This window comes from Nocardia heshunensis (assembly GCF_054782115.1).
The window spans coordinates 281,114-294,801 of record NZ_BAAGTC010000008.1; the positions used below are offsets into that span (position 1 = coordinate 281,114).

Genomic DNA, 13,688 nt, shown 5'->3' on the forward strand with positions numbered 1-13,688 from the left:
TCACCCGATGGGAAAAGCAATGACCAACAGGGAATTCGACATCGTCCTATTCGGGGCGACCGGCTTCGTGGGCAAGCTGACGGCGGAGTATCTGCTCGAGTCCGCGCCCGCGGATGCGCGGATCGCGCTGGCGGGCCGGTCGCCGGAGAAGCTGGCCGCGGTGCGCGCCGAGCTGGGGGCCGGGGCCGCGGAATGGCCGCTGGTGCAGGCGGATTCCACCGATCAGGCCAGTCTGGACGCACTGGCGGCGCGGACCAAGGTGGTCGTCACCACGGTCGGCCCGTACCTGCGCTACGGCTTCCCGCTGGTGCAGGCGTGCGCCGAGAACGGCACCCACTACGCCGATCTCACCGGTGAGCCGCTGTTCATCCGCGACTGCATCGACCGGTTCAGCGAGAAGGCCGCCGAGACCGGCGCGAAGATCGTGAATTCCTGTGGCTACGACTCGATTCCGTCGGATCTGAGCGTGTATCAGCTGTACAAGCGCAGCGTCGCGGACAATACCGGCGAGCTCACCGATGTCACACTGGTGGCCAGCCTCAAGGGCGGGGCCAGCGGCGGCACCATCGATTCCGGGCGCGCCATGATGGAGGCCATTGCCGAGGATCCGGCCAAGGGTTCGATCATGGCGCACCCGTACTCGCTGAGCCCGGACAAGGCGATGGAACCGAATGTCGGCCGCCAGAGCGATCAGGCGCTGTCGCGGGCCTCGGCCATCGATCCGAGCCTGAACGGCTGGGTGGCGACGTTCATCATGGGCGCGCACAACACCAAGATCGTGCGGCGTTCCAATGGCCTGCTGGGCTGGCCGTACGGCAAGAACTTCCGCTACCGCGAGGTGATGAGCGCGGGCTCCTCTCCGACCGCGCCGCTGATCGCGGCGGGTATCGCGGGCGGCATCGTGGCCACCATGGCGGCGGGTGCGGTGCTGTCGCGAGTGGCGGTGGGCCGCAGGCTGATCGACCGGATCGTGCCCAAGCCGGGCACCGGACCCAGCGAGCAGTCGCGCAAGAGCGGCTGGTTCACGATGCGGACGTTCGCGCACACCACCTCGGGCGCGAAGTACGTGTGCACGTTCGCGGGCAAGGGTGACCCGGGGTATCAGGCCACCTCGGTGATGCTCGGCCAGTCGGGTTTGTGCCTGGCGTTCGACACGCTGCCCGAGTTGGCGGGCATCCTCACCCCGGCCTCCGCCATGGGCGACGCGCTGACCGAACGGCTGCGGGCGGCGGACATCACCATCGAGGTGAAGCCCGCCTGACGCGCGCGGGCGGATCGGTCGTTCCGCAGGGAATCAGTTGTCCCGCAGGGAGATCAATCCGCCCAGCACGCCCAGATAGGCCGTACCGTCCGGGCCGAGCGCGATACCCGCGTAGTTGTTGTTGTACAGCGGCCCGGATCCGGACTTGCGTTGCCACACCAGGTTTCCGGTGCGGAAGTCCAAGGCGGTCCAGTACCACGGGTCGGTGGGCTCACTGCCCTTCGCGTAGGTGTAGACGAGGCCGGTGGCCAGCGAGAGCTTGGCCACCACCGTCGGCGCGGCCACGGTGTCGTTGGTCCAGACCTGGTGGCAGCCATTGCCGTCCGGGTCGATGTCGATGCGGGCGAAGCCGGGGGTGGTGGTCTTGCCGCCCAGGGTGGCGTCCGGGCCGGAGTAGCCGTAGTTGTTCTCGACGATCATCGAATTACCCGCGCCGATGAGCGAATTCTCCGTATTGCCCGCGCCTTTCGGGAAGACCGGCACACTGCATACTTCGCGTTGCGCGGCATCGCGCGCGGTGCGGTAGACGACGACGTTCATCGGGTCGGCATTGTCGGTGATGGCGACGTAGCCGCCGGGCAGCACGGTCGGGGTGGTGCCGGTGCCGTCGTCGACCTGGCCGGGCTTGTGCTCGCCGCTATTGGCATAGGTAACGCGCCAGGTGATGTCGGGGGATCCGCCGGGACCGGCGTCGAAGCGCAGCATTTCGCGGTTGGTGGCGATGTAGACGTCGCCGTCGACGCCCACGGCGAAGGAGTTCTCGATCTCGCCGTCCGTCCCGTTGCCGAGCCGGATCACCTGGGCCGCACCGGTTTCCGGGTCGAGCGTGCCGACCACGCCGTCGATCTTGGTGACGAACCAGAGCCTGCCGGTGGAGTCGGGCAGCACCGAGTTGAGCGTCTCGCCCGGGCGCAGGTAGCCGCCGAGGTCGTAGTCACGGTCGAGCGTGAACCCGTCCGCCGCGGCGGTTTCCGAGTACACGCGCACGTGGCCGTCGTTGGTGCCGACCACGGCGCGATCCTGGTTGTCGAGGTAGAAGTACGCGCCGCCACCGAAACTGGTGAAGGCGCCGGGCTTCAGGAACTCGCCCGCGCCCCGGCCGGGCAGCGGGGTCGAGGCCAGCACCCGCATGGACGCCGGATCGATGAGCAGCAGGCCGGGATTCAGGCCGGGGCAGGTGGTGACGATCCGACCCGCGTGATCGAAGGCGATCGACCCGCATTCGTCGCCCACCAGCAGCGAATCGACCTTGGTGCCCACACCCAGCGGGCCGGGACGGGTGTAGGTGTCCGACATCCAGCCGTCGCCGTGGATGCCCGAGTCACCGTTGGGGGCCAGGCCCGGATGTTGCGGCACCGGAGGAACACCGGTCACCGGCTGGGCCGCCGCGGGCGTGCCGATGAAGTCCGGGGCGAGGCTGGGCTCGGCGGGAATCGGAGTGGCGGCGGCCGGGCCGCCGCCCACGGCGATCGCACCGGCCAGCAGGCCCGCGCCCGCCAGCCGGGACAGTCCGCGGCGCGAACCGAATATGGTCGCCGAGCCCATGGGGAAACCTCCGATATCCACTGTTGATGCAGCAGCGGTGCAAGTTGTAGTAGCCGCGTCGGATGCTGTCACAACCGGCAACCGCCCGCATCCCTCGCGCGGGGGATCGGACTATGCGGGCGTGCTGCGGGTGTCGATCAGTTCGCGATAGCGGTCGAAGGCCGGTTTGGGGGTGTAGTCCGAGCGCAGCAGGCCGAATTCCAGATTCATATCGCCCTGGTCGCTGTAGGAGTCGCGCAGCGAGAAGTGTTCGTAGGTGGTGATATTCAGATCTTCCGACAGGCCGTCGACGATCCGCACGACGGTCTCGAGCACCTCGACCTGGCGCTCCGGGGAACGATTCGGGCCGGTGGCCCAGCCGTTTTCGGTGATGTGGATGGGTGTGGTGGCGGGAATGCCTGCGGCGGCGAGGCTTTCGTGACGGAAGGCGGTGATCACTCCGGTGATGGCGGCCTCCAGCCGCTCGGGCGGGATCGGGCGAAAGACATCGGGGAACAGGTCGAGACCGACATAGCCGAGTGCCTCGGTGAATTCGCTGCCGCCGCGGCGTCCCAGGTCGGTCCAGAACTCCTGTGCCGGATCAAGGATCACCGAGGAGTTGCAACCGATCGGGATGTCGAGACCAAGCCTGTCCAGCTCCGCGCGGGCGGCTTGCACGCCTTCGATGATGGCCCGCCGGACGGCCGGGTAGCCGCCATCTCCCCCGGGACCGTCGTGGTTGGCCTCCTCCGCAATCTGCAATGAAGCGAGAACCGACCCGTGATCCCGAATCTGCCTGCGCAGGAATTCCAGCCAGCCGGTGAGGTCCTCGCCCGGCTCGTGAAAGCAGACCACCAGATCGAGTGCGCGGTGCGCGGTCGCGTACTGCCACGGCCGGGGCGGGGCCTCCTGGTGGCCGCCGCGGGCATCGCTGTAGAGGGTGTAGCCGCGCACCACGAACGGGTGGTCGCCGTGCAGGTTGCCGAGGGCTTCGGTGATGTGTTCGGCGTTCTCCGGCGGGCCGGGCGTGACATTGCCGTACTGATCGGCGCCGAGGCCGCCCGCGTAGATCCCGAATCTGAGCGTCATGGCCCGACCGTACCTTGAGTTTTGGTGTCACACCAATTTTAGTGTCACACCTATACTGCTTCCGACGAAGGGAGTAGCAGTGGCATTGCGCGAGGAGAAGAAGCTCGCCACCCGGACCGCACTGGCCGACGCGGCCATGGCGCTGTTCGTGGCGAAGGGCTTCGACAAGGTGACCGTGGCCGAGGTGGCGCGGGCCGCGAACGTGTCGGTCAATACCGCGTTCAATTACTTCCCGACCAAGGAGGACCTGTTCTTCGACCGGCAGGACGAGGTCGTCGGACGGCTCGCCGCGGCGGTGCGCGCCCGTGAACCCGGCGAATCGGCGGCCGCGGCAGTACGCCGCGCCTTTCTCGACAAGCTGGGTCACGCCGATCCCACCCTCGGTCTCTCCCCCGCCGCGATCACCTTCTGGAAGCTCATCGACGACAGCCCCGCCCTGCAGGCCCGGGTGCACCGGCTCAACGAGCGGTCCGAAGCCGCACTGGCACAGGCACTCTCGGAGACGACGGGTGCGGCGCCGGCGGACAGCACCCCGCGGCTGGTCGCCGCCGCGCTGGCCGGGTTGAACCGTGCCCTGCACGCCGAGATCCGCCGGGGAATCCTCGCGGGCGAGGATCCGGAAACGGTGCGCGCCAGAGTCATCGAGGCCGCCACCAACGGATTCGATACGGCCCTGGCCGGACTCGCCGACTACGCCACCCGGCCGCGGGACTGATTCAGGCCGGGGAGCGTTCGATCAGGGCGGTGAGCGCGGCACGCAGGTCCGGGCGCATGGCGGCGACATACATTTCGGCCAGCGCGATGTCGGCCGCCATGGCGATGGTCAGGTGCGCCACGGCCGCCGCGTCGGCCCAGCCCAGCTCGGTCAGGTCCGGGGCGATCAGCGTCACGAAGGACAGGCTGCGGGCATTCACCTCGTCGAGCAGGTCGGCGTCCGTGCGAGCCTGGGCGAGAAAGGCTTTCGTACCCCGGGTGCGCAGGCAGCCGTCGAGGTACGCGGTGATGCCGACGCGGAGCCGATCGCGACCGGGCGGGCGGTCCCCGATGGCGGCGAGGATGACGGTGGCCAGTTCCTCGTGATAGCGCCGGTGCAGCGCGACGATATAGCTGCGCCGATCCGGAAAGTGGTGGTAGAAGGTGCCTTTCGCCATCCCCGCGGCCGCCACGACGGCGTTCACCGACAAGCCGCGCAGTCCGGTCCGCACGGCGACGTCGATGCCCGCGTCGAGGAGGGCGTTGCGACCGGGCTCCGCGGGTCGGGGCATGACCGAAATCCTCTCGTGCACTGTGTCTTCCCCCGCAGGGTACACACCGGCTAGCCTATGACCGACCGGTCGGTCACGCCTGGCGCGAAGGGGGTGCCAGGGGCCGACCGGTCCACAATCCGGGAGTACCTCATGCGATTGGCCATCCGCTGCTTCGCCCTCGCCGTCCTGTCCGCCGCCGCGATCGCGGGACCGGCCACGGCCGATCAGCCCGATCCGTCCTACAGCTACCTCGGCGGGCTGGCCGCCGAACTCGCCGCACCCGGACAGGCCCCGCCCGGCGCGAACGACTGGTCGTGCAAACCCACTGCGGCGCACCCGAATCCGGTGGTGTTGCTGCACGGACTCGGCAACCAGACGGTGGGCTGGAACACCCTGTCGCCGGTCCTGGCCAACGCCGGGTACTGCGTATTCAGCACCACCTACGGCACCGGGGCGCTCGGCGATGCCATGAGCGCGATCGCGCCCATCGCCGACAGCGCGCGGCAGATCTCCGATTTCATCGATCGGGTGCGCGCCGCGACCGGCTCCGACAAGGTCGATCTGGTCGGCCATTCGATGGGTGGGGCGGTGCCGTTCTACCTGTTGAACCATCTCGGCGGCATTGCGAAGATCGATCATTATGTGGCCCTGGCCGCCCCGTTCCACGGGTCGACGGTCAGCGGTGCCGCGAACCTGCAGTTGCTGCTCGAATCCACCGGGCTCGGCACCCAACTCGTCGACCAGTGCGGTCCCTGCGAACTCTCACCCGGTTCGCAGGTCGCCATCGATCTGAACGCGAATGCGGCCATCGCGCCGGACATTCGGTTCACCACGATCGTGACCCACTACGACGAGATCGCCACCCCGTGGACCACGGGCCTGCTCGACGGGCCGAATGTCGACAATGTGGTGGTCCAGGACCTCTGCCCGACCGATTACACCGAACACAATGAGCTGCCCGAGGATCCGGTTGCCGTGCGCGTGGTGCTCGATGCCCTCGACCCCGAACACGCCGAACCCGTCTCCTGCGCAGTGGTATTACCCTTCCTCGGACCCGTTCGATAGCCGGTGACTATGTACGTGCTCCAGGTCACAGATGGAGCCGACTGGCGACAGCCAGCACCCGCAGAAACTCTCCGGTAGGGTCGCGAGCGGGACGGAGGCTGTACCGCAGAAAGGGGGGTCGGCCCCGTGAAATGGATCCTGACCCCGGACGAGTTCGCGATGATCTGGACCCGCGAAACCGATCTGGCCCGCCGTCCCTACCCGCTGGACACCTCGCCCGCGGCACTCGGGAACACCGACGGCACACCACGATTCGCCAATCCCCCGTGGGGCGCTCCGCCGCCGCGCTTCCTGCGCCGCACCGATCCGGAGCTGGCCGCGGCGCTGGCGCTGTGCGCCCGCACCGACACCACCACCGTCACCCTCTACGGCGAGCACACCACCGGCCCGCGGGCGCGGCGCATTCTCGCCTTCGCGGCGGTGGCGCAGCAGCGGGCGGGCATCCTGGTCTCGCTGCCGGACACGGTGACCGTATCCCTGTGCCCGGCCGACCAATTGGGCCGGGAGCTGGTGGAGGTGATCGGCTCGGCGCCGCCGGGGCAGCTGGAACCGCTGCGCGAACCGCAGCAGGCGGTGCTGTATCCGGACGCCACCGGCACCGGGGAGGAGGCCGACCGCTTCCGCCGCAAACTGCGCGAACCGGTGGACGGGCGCGGATTCATCACGGTCACCGTGGAACCCGCGAATCCGCTGTCCCCACCGACCCGGCATCGGACCTGGCTGGACTTCTCCGGCGACGGCCGCTACTTGCTCACCACCGCCGCGGACCTGACCCTGACGCCGGTCACCGACGAGGAACTGGCCGCGCAACTGGTCCAGCTGGCCCGCGTCTGATCTCGCTGGCGCGAGGTCCGATTCGGCCGGGTTGCCTGCGGGAAACCGCGACGCGTGCTAACCATGACGGATGGCGAAGGCGACATCCTGGTCCAAACCGGTCACCAAGGCCCTACGGGCCGATGGCGTACAGGTGAACGATCTGAATACATCCGCGACTCCGGGCTTCAAGGGCGACAAGAAGGCCGGTGAGCAGCTGCTCGCCGAGCGTGGCGCGGTGCTGTCGGATCTGCAGGAAAAGCTCTATGCCAACGGCCGTTCCGGCGATACCCGCAGTGTGCTGCTGGTGCTGCAGGGCATGGACACCGCGGGCAAGGGCGGCATCGTGCGGCACGTGATCGGCTCGGTGGACCCGCAGGGCGTGGACCACGCGGCCTTCGGGGTGCCGACCGCCGAGGAGCGGAAACACCACTACCTGTGGCGGATTCGCAAGAAGCTGCCGCGCGGCGGTCAGGTCGGCGTCTTCGACCGCTCGCACTACGAGGACGTGCTGGTGGTGCGGGTGCACGACATGGTGCCGCCGGAGGTGTGGGGCAAGCGCTACGACGAGATCAACAAGTTCGAGCGCAAGCTGGTGGACGACGGCACGGTCGTGGTGAAGGTGGCCATGTTCGTCTCCCTCGACGAGCAGAAGAAGCGGCTGCAGCAGCGCCTGGATCGGCCCGACAAGTTCTGGAAGTTCAATCCGGCCGATATCGACGAGCGCGCGTTCTGGCCGCAGTACCAGGAGGCGTACCAGGCGGTCCTGGATCGCACGAACACCGATTACGCGCCCTGGTACGTGCTGCCCTGCGATGCCAAGTGGTACGCGCGCCTGGCCGTCACCGAATTGCTCATCGACGCACTGCAGAGTCTGAAGCTGGATTGGCCGCCCGCCGACTTCGATATCGCCGAGCAGAAAAAGCGGCTCGCCCAGGCGTGATTCACACCCCCAGGGGTGAATTTTCGCCGTCGTTCACGGAAAATCGCTCGTCGTTGCGGCACCGAGCGCGACTCGGCGTACCCCGGTGCAGGAATCTCTCAGGTTCTCGGGTGAAGATGGGCGCGCACGTGTCGTGACAACGGAAGGCGTGGTGAGCTCAGGGTGAGCAAGAAACCGACGGGTCAGAATCCGCTGGCGAAGGCGGCTGCCGCCGACCGCAATCGGAAGATCCTCATCCAGGTGGGCGTGGCCGTCGTGCTGCTGGGTCTGATCGCCGGCATCGGCATCACCCTGGCCGTGCGCAAGCACAACAACGACAAGACCGAGGGCGCCAACACCTTCCACTGGGATGCCGCGCAGACCGCCCTGGTGCCGCCGAACCTCACCCCGGACGGTGCCATCCGCATCGACAACACCGGAGTCCCCGCGCCCGCGGGGAAGCAGAAGGTGTCGGTCCGCATCGTCGCCGACATGCAGTGCCCGGCCTGCGACATGTTCGAGAACGCCAATGCCGACGCCCTGAAGAAGGCCGTGACCAGCGGACAGGCGGTGGTGGACTACAACATCATCAGCTTCCTGGACCGGGCCTCCAACGGTAATCAGTTCTCCACCCGCGCCGGCGCGGCCGCCTACGTGATGTACGAGGCCGACCCGACCAAGTTCCAGGGCTGGCTGGCCGAGATGTACCAGAAGCAGCCCAAGGAGAACGGCAACGGCATGAGCGACGATCAGCTCATCCAGATCGCCAAGGACGCCGGCTACACCGATCCCGCGGTGGCCCAGGCCATCAAGGACGGCAAGTACACCGGCTGGCTCAAGACCCAGACCGACAAGGTCTTCGCCACCGGCGTGAAGTCCACGCCCACGGTCTACGTGAACGGCACCCAGGTGCAGGACCCGCAGGCGCTCATGAGCCCCGGCGGCATGACCGCGGTGATCGAGAACGCGGCCAAGTGATGATCTCGGCGGGACCCCGGTCGGCGTGGCCGCTGCTGCTGGGTGCGTTGATCGGCTGGGGTGCGTCGGTGACGCTGCTGGTCGAGAAGTTCAAGTCGCTGACCGAGCCCAACTACAAGCCGATGTGCACCATCGACGCCACCATCTCGTGCACGACGGTCATGGAGGCGAAGTCCGCGTCGATGTTCGGATTCCCGAATCCGATCATCGGCGTGATCGGGTTCTCGGTGTTCGTCACCATCGGCGTCCTGTTGGTGGTCGGAATCTCGTTGCCGCGCTGGTTCTTCGGCGGCATGTGGCTGGGCCTGCTGGTCGGCATCGCGGCCATCGGCTGGCTGGTGTGGGACGCGACGTTCGAGATCCACGCGCTGTGTCCGTGGTGCATGGTGGTGTGGGCGGTGACCCCGGCCATGTTCGCCATCGTGACCGGCCTGCTGTTCGGGCGCTCGCGCGGACTGCTGCAGATCCTGGTGGAGTGGCGTTGGACGCTGGTCGCCATCTACTACGCGATCATCATCCTGACCGTGTACATCCAGTTCCAGTCGTACTGGAACAGCAAGTTCTAATTCGGCGGACCGACGGTGAGTGTCACGCTCACCGTCCGGTGCCCGCCCTCGGCATCGCTGACCTCGAGCCGCACCACATCGTCCGGTTTATGGGCGTTGAGTGCGGCTTTCAGCATTGGTGAGTTGGTGATGGGCCGATCGTCGAGGGCCGTGATGGTCTCGCCGTCGACGATTCCCGCGGTGTAGGCGGGCAGCCCGTAGATGGCCACGTCGACGTGGGCGCCGGTGGGCTGCGCGTCCGAGGTGAGGATGCCCAGCGTGGCGGTCGGCCCGATGTGCACGCTGTCGGTCGGCGTGCCGGAACGGATCTGGCGGACCACGTTCATGGCGGTGTCGATCGGCACGGCATAACCGTTGGGGCCCTTGCCCAATGCCTTCGACATATCGCCCGAGGCGGCGGTGATGACGCCGATCACCGCGCCGAAGCGGTCCACCAGCGCACCACCGGACTGCCCGGCCGCCACCGCGGCCGCGACCTCGATCATGCCGTGCAAGGACTTTCGCGACAGGTCGGCGGCATTGCGGGCCACGATGGCCGAATCCAGATTGGTGATCGGACCGCCCACCGCGGTCGGCGAGCCGGTGCCGCCCGCATTGCCGATGGCCAGCACGTCATCGCCCAGATGCAACAGGCCGGAGCTGCCGATACGGGCGACGGGCAGGCCGTCGGCGCCATTGAGATCCAGCAGCGCGATATCGGCGCCGGAGTCGTAACCGGCGACGGTGGCGGTGTAGCTCACGCCGGTGCCGACATCCGAAACCGTCACGGTGTCAGCGCCTTTGATGACGTGATGGCTGGTGAGCACCTCACCCCCGGCGCTCAGCACGATGCCGGATCCGGCCGCGCCCAGGCCGTAGGGGCGGATGCCCGCGGTGATGTTCACCAGCGCGGGTTCGGCCACCCGGGAGACCAGATCGACGTCCAGCGGCGACTGCGACGGGCCGATCAGGCTGGCGGTGGTGGCGTCGTCCTCGAAGGGCCAGTGCGGCAATTCGCCTCGGTAGCAGAGGAATCCGGTGAAGCCGACGATCGCGGCGAGGAACAGTGCGAACAGTCGGCCGCTCCGGTGTCGAAGGCGAGCATGGCCTCGGCGTCTACCGTCGTCCACGGACCCTCCCGACTGCCGATCGCCCGCCGGCTCGAGCTGTATCTATTCGGTGTACCAGTATTTCAGTGGCTCAGGGCGGCAACGAGCAACATGAAAACCACACCGGCCAGTGTGCACAGCAGCGGTCCCTTCGAGGGTTTGCCCGCATGTGCCTCGGGCAGGATATCGGCCGTGGCGAGGTAGAGCAGGAATCCCGCGAAATAACCGAGATACAGGCCGACCAGTTCGATCGGCACCTTGACCAGGGTACCGATCACCGCACCGACCACCGGGGCGATGGCATCCAGCAACAGCATCACCATGGCCCGCTTGCGGGCATTGCCGTAGAGCGTGGTCAGGGTGAAAGTGTTGAAGCCGTCGGCGAAGTCATGACAGACGACCGCGATGGCGACCGCCGCACCCACCGCGGCCCCGGCCTGAAAACCGAAACCGATGCTGAGACCGTCCAGCACGCTGTGGAAGACCAGCCCGCTCGCGGCCAGCAGACCCAGCGAGCTGAAATCGTGTCCGTGCTGGTGAGCGACGTACTCGTCCTCGTAGCCGGTATGGATGGCCATCGACTGCTCGAGGACGTGCACGGTGAAGAAGCCGACCACCGCGGCCAGCAGCGGCACCGGCACACCGAGCACGATCCGGTGATCGGCGTCCAGGGATTCCGGCATCAGATCGAAGGCCACCACGCCGAGCATGACGCCCGCGGCCAGCCCCAGCACCAGCCGCTTGCGATCGCCGATGCGGGCCGCCAGCAGCCCGCCGATCAGGGTCGCGCACATCGAGAACAGCGAGATCAGAATCGCCACCGTGCCAGCATGCCGAGCGTTTGCCACCGGATCGGCACGCCGCGCCGAGCATGCGATATCCGACCACGGTTGGAGATCGTGGGCATGCGGGAGTAGGCATGACTGCATGAGCACTGCTGCCGCATATGCCGTTTCCGCCCCGGACGGGGCCTTCGAGAAGATCGCCATCGAACGCCGTGAGGTCGGACCCCACGATGTGCTGATCGACGTCAAATACGCGGGCATCTGCCACTCCGACATCCACACCGCCCGCAACGAATGGCACGGGACCGCCTACCCGTGCGTGCCCGGCCACGAGATCGCGGGCATCGTCGCCGCCGTGGGCGCCGAGGTGACCAAGCACCAGGTCGGCGATCGGGTCGGCGTGGGCTGCATGGTGGATTCCTGCGGCACCTGCGAACCCTGCCTGGCCGGGGAACAGCAGTACTGCACCCAGAATCTGGTCTGGACCTACAACAGCCGGGTCCCGGTCGACCAGCAGACCGGCGGGTACACCCTGGGCGGTTACTCCACGCAGGTCGTGGTGACCGAGGGCTTCGTGCTGTCCATTCCCGAAGGCATCGCGCTCGACGAGGCCGCGCCGCTGCTGTGCGCGGGCATCACGCTGTTCTCGCCGCTGCGGCACTGGAACGCCGGGCCCGGCAAGAAGGTCGCCATCGTCGGCATGGGCGGGCTCGGGCATGTCGGGGTGAAGATCGCCGCGGCCATGGGCGCGGAGGTCACCGTGCTGAGCCACTCGCTGTCCAAGCAGGAGGACGGGCTGCGCTTCGGCGCGCACCACTACTACGCCACCGGTGACCGCGCCACCTTCAAACAGCTACGCAGCTCCTTCGACCTGATCATCAACACCGTGTCGGCCGATCTGCCGATCGACGACTACCTCAAGCTGCTCAAGCTCGACGGCAGCCTGGTCGTGCTGGGCCTGCCCGACAAGCCCTATGCCGTCAAGGCTTCCACGCTGGCGGGCTTCCGCCGCTCGCTGTCCGGCTCCATGATCGGCGGCATCCCGCAGACCCAGGAGATGCTGGACTTCTGTGCCGCGCACGGCATCGGCGCCGAGATCGAGGTGATCTCCGCCGATCGCATCGACGAGGCCTACGACCGCGTGGTCGCCTCGGACGTGCGCTACCGCTTCGTCATCGACACCGCCACCATGTAATTCGCCGCGGACGTGTGTTCGCGCCGTTGTGTCGGCGCGGACACACGTCCAGCGTCTGCGGGCGGGCAGAGTATTCGGCCGCTGATCCGCACCATGGTCTTACACGGGAAACAACCACTCGAACCCGTGAAAGACCAAGGAGCAGATCACATGTCGACCATTGCCAAGCGACTGGTGACCATCACCGCCGCCGCGTTGTTCGTCCTTCCGGTGGGCGCGGGCATCGCCGCCGCCGCACCGGTCGGGACGGGCATCGCCCACACCGACCACGATGACGACTACTGGTACCACTACTACTGCGACCGCGACAATTTCGGCTTCAACTGGGACTACTGCTGGAGCCACTACCACGATCGCTACGACCGGGAGCACAATCGCGACCACAACCGCGACCACTGGTGACCGTCGCGCGACGAGAGTTCTTGTCGCGGTAGCGGATCCGGCGGCAAAGCCGCCGCCGGACGCTCGATGCCGAGCCTTCCGCTACTGCCCCGCTCCCGCTACTGCCCGGCCTGCTCGTGCAAGGCCTTCTTGGCGGCTTCCTGGACCTTGTCCACCGCGGCCTCGAACTTCCCGTCGGTCTGCTGATCGATCAGATCGCCGGCCTTGTCGATCAACGGCTCCAGCTTGTCGGCGTGCTGTCCCGCCAGCTCCGCCGCCTTGCCCGCCGCATCCTTCAACTGGTCGAACATGCCCACGATCCACACTCCTGTCATCGAAAACGCTTCGCTGACAGGCTAACCGCGCCCGCCTACAGCACCGGCGCCGCTCAGTTCGCGGGCGGCGGGCTGAAGATGCCGAAGCGGTTGCCGGAGGTGTCGAGGATCTCGGAGAAGACCAGGCCGTTCTTGGCGGTCACCGGCTGCACGAACACCTTGCCGCCGGCCTTCTCGGCCGCGGCCAGGATCTCCGGAACATCCTGCACCAGAACATAGAAGATGGCGTGGTTGTCCGCCGCGTCGTCCAGATGGGCGATACCACCCGCGGGCATTTCCTGACCCGGGTAGGTGACGATGTCGTACTTTCCGTCCTCGTCCGGATCCGGCGCGAAATTCCAGCCGAACAGTTCCTGATAGAACGCCTTGACCTGCTCGGGCTCATTGCTGCCGACCTGGAACCAGGCGACGGTGTTGAAGGGCGGAGTGCTCATGGTGT

The 13,688-nt window shown here is 67.4% G+C and carries 16 protein-coding genes; 9 read left to right on the forward strand and 7 right to left on the reverse strand.

Features of this window, described 5'->3' with window-relative positions; genetic code table 11:
* Window positions 1-19: 19 nt before the first annotated feature.
* Window positions 20-1,261 (forward strand): saccharopine dehydrogenase family protein, encoded by a 1,242-nt coding sequence (locus ACYVN4_RS27505; protein ID WP_460724895.1) that lies wholly within the window; start codon window positions 20-22, stop codon window positions 1,259-1,261.
* A 33-nt stretch (window positions 1,262-1,294) separates the two neighbouring features.
* Here ACYVN4_RS27505 and ACYVN4_RS27510 read toward each other — a convergent pair whose 3' ends face one another.
* The gene (locus ACYVN4_RS27510; protein ID WP_460724896.1) at window positions 1,295-2,806 is read right to left on the reverse strand and encodes an NHL repeat-containing protein; all 1,512 of its coding nucleotides are present in this window, start codon (window positions 2,804-2,806) and stop codon (window positions 1,295-1,297) included.
* A 111-nt stretch (window positions 2,807-2,917) separates the two neighbouring features.
* Complete coding sequence (locus tag ACYVN4_RS27515; protein WP_460724897.1) at window positions 2,918-3,874, reverse strand: hypothetical protein; 957 nt, start codon at window positions 3,872-3,874, stop codon at window positions 2,918-2,920.
* 79 nt (window positions 3,875-3,953) lie between these two features.
* On the opposite strand from ACYVN4_RS27515, the gene ACYVN4_RS27520 reads away from it, so the two are divergent.
* Entirely contained in the window at window positions 3,954-4,589 is a 636-nt protein-coding gene (locus tag ACYVN4_RS27520) for a TetR/AcrR family transcriptional regulator (RefSeq protein WP_460724898.1), read from the forward strand.
* Between the two features lies 1 nt (window position 4,590).
* Here ACYVN4_RS27520 and ACYVN4_RS27525 read toward each other — a convergent pair whose 3' ends face one another.
* Window positions 4,591-5,139 (reverse strand): TetR/AcrR family transcriptional regulator, encoded by a 549-nt coding sequence (locus tag ACYVN4_RS27525; protein WP_460724899.1) that lies wholly within the window; start codon window positions 5,137-5,139, stop codon window positions 4,591-4,593.
* Between the two features lie 132 nt (window positions 5,140-5,271).
* Between ACYVN4_RS27525 and ACYVN4_RS27530 the strand changes: the two genes are divergently transcribed.
* The 5 genes from ACYVN4_RS27530 (at window position 5,272) to ACYVN4_RS27550 (ending at window position 9,465) form a co-directional block, all read left to right on the forward strand.
* Window positions 5,272-6,186: a lipase family alpha/beta hydrolase gene (locus ACYVN4_RS27530; RefSeq protein WP_460724900.1), complete on the forward strand. Its 915-nt coding sequence runs from the start codon at window positions 5,272-5,274 to the stop codon at window positions 6,184-6,186.
* Between the two features lie 126 nt (window positions 6,187-6,312).
* Window positions 6,313-7,020: an ESX secretion-associated protein EspG gene (locus ACYVN4_RS27535; protein WP_460724901.1), complete on the forward strand. Its 708-nt coding sequence runs from the start codon at window positions 6,313-6,315 to the stop codon at window positions 7,018-7,020.
* A 70-nt stretch (window positions 7,021-7,090) separates the two neighbouring features.
* Window positions 7,091-7,942, forward strand: a complete 852-nt coding sequence (locus ACYVN4_RS27540) for a polyphosphate kinase 2 family protein (protein WP_460724902.1) — start codon at window positions 7,091-7,093, stop codon at window positions 7,940-7,942.
* Between the two features lie 162 nt (window positions 7,943-8,104).
* Window positions 8,105-8,899 carry a DsbA family protein gene (locus tag ACYVN4_RS27545; RefSeq protein WP_460724903.1) on the forward strand — a complete coding sequence of 265 codons (795 nt, stop codon included), beginning with the start codon at window positions 8,105-8,107 and terminating at the stop codon, window positions 8,897-8,899.
* Window positions 8,899-9,465, forward strand: coding sequence for a vitamin K epoxide reductase family protein (locus ACYVN4_RS27550; RefSeq protein WP_460724904.1), 567 nt, complete (start codon window positions 8,899-8,901; stop codon window positions 9,463-9,465). Before ACYVN4_RS27545 ends, ACYVN4_RS27550 begins: the two co-directional genes overlap by 1 nt.
* Here ACYVN4_RS27550 and ACYVN4_RS27555 read toward each other — a convergent pair.
* Together ACYVN4_RS27555 and ACYVN4_RS27560 are read right to left on the reverse strand one after the other, a co-directional pair.
* Window positions 9,462-10,574: a S1C family serine protease gene (locus ACYVN4_RS27555; RefSeq protein ID WP_460724905.1), complete on the reverse strand. Its 1,113-nt coding sequence runs from the start codon at window positions 10,572-10,574 to the stop codon at window positions 9,462-9,464. The genes ACYVN4_RS27550 and ACYVN4_RS27555 overlap by 4 nt on opposite strands.
* A gap of 62 nt (window positions 10,575-10,636) precedes the next feature.
* Window positions 10,637-11,374, reverse strand: coding sequence for a ZIP family metal transporter (locus ACYVN4_RS27560; protein WP_460724906.1), 738 nt, complete (start codon window positions 11,372-11,374; stop codon window positions 10,637-10,639).
* Window positions 11,375-11,480: 106 nt separating this feature from the next.
* On the opposite strand from ACYVN4_RS27560, the gene ACYVN4_RS27565 reads away from it, so the two are divergent.
* Together ACYVN4_RS27565 and ACYVN4_RS27570 are read left to right on the forward strand one after the other, a co-directional pair.
* Window positions 11,481-12,533, forward strand: a complete 1,053-nt coding sequence (locus ACYVN4_RS27565; protein WP_460724907.1) for an NAD(P)-dependent alcohol dehydrogenase — start codon at window positions 11,481-11,483, stop codon at window positions 12,531-12,533.
* A gap of 150 nt (window positions 12,534-12,683) precedes the next feature.
* Window positions 12,684-12,935: a hypothetical protein gene (locus ACYVN4_RS27570; protein WP_460724908.1), complete on the forward strand. Its 252-nt coding sequence runs from the start codon at window positions 12,684-12,686 to the stop codon at window positions 12,933-12,935.
* A gap of 98 nt (window positions 12,936-13,033) precedes the next feature.
* Here the strand turns inward: ACYVN4_RS27570 and ACYVN4_RS27575 are convergent, their stop codons facing one another.
* Both ACYVN4_RS27575 and ACYVN4_RS27580 read right to left on the reverse strand, forming a co-directional pair.
* Window positions 13,034-13,249: an antitoxin gene (locus ACYVN4_RS27575; protein ID WP_379360531.1), complete on the reverse strand. Its 216-nt coding sequence runs from the start codon at window positions 13,247-13,249 to the stop codon at window positions 13,034-13,036.
* Between the two features lie 53 nt (window positions 13,250-13,302).
* Window positions 13,303-13,683 (reverse strand): VOC family protein, encoded by a 381-nt coding sequence (locus ACYVN4_RS27580; RefSeq protein WP_460724909.1) that lies wholly within the window; start codon window positions 13,681-13,683, stop codon window positions 13,303-13,305.
* Window positions 13,684-13,688: the final 5 nt, after the last annotated feature.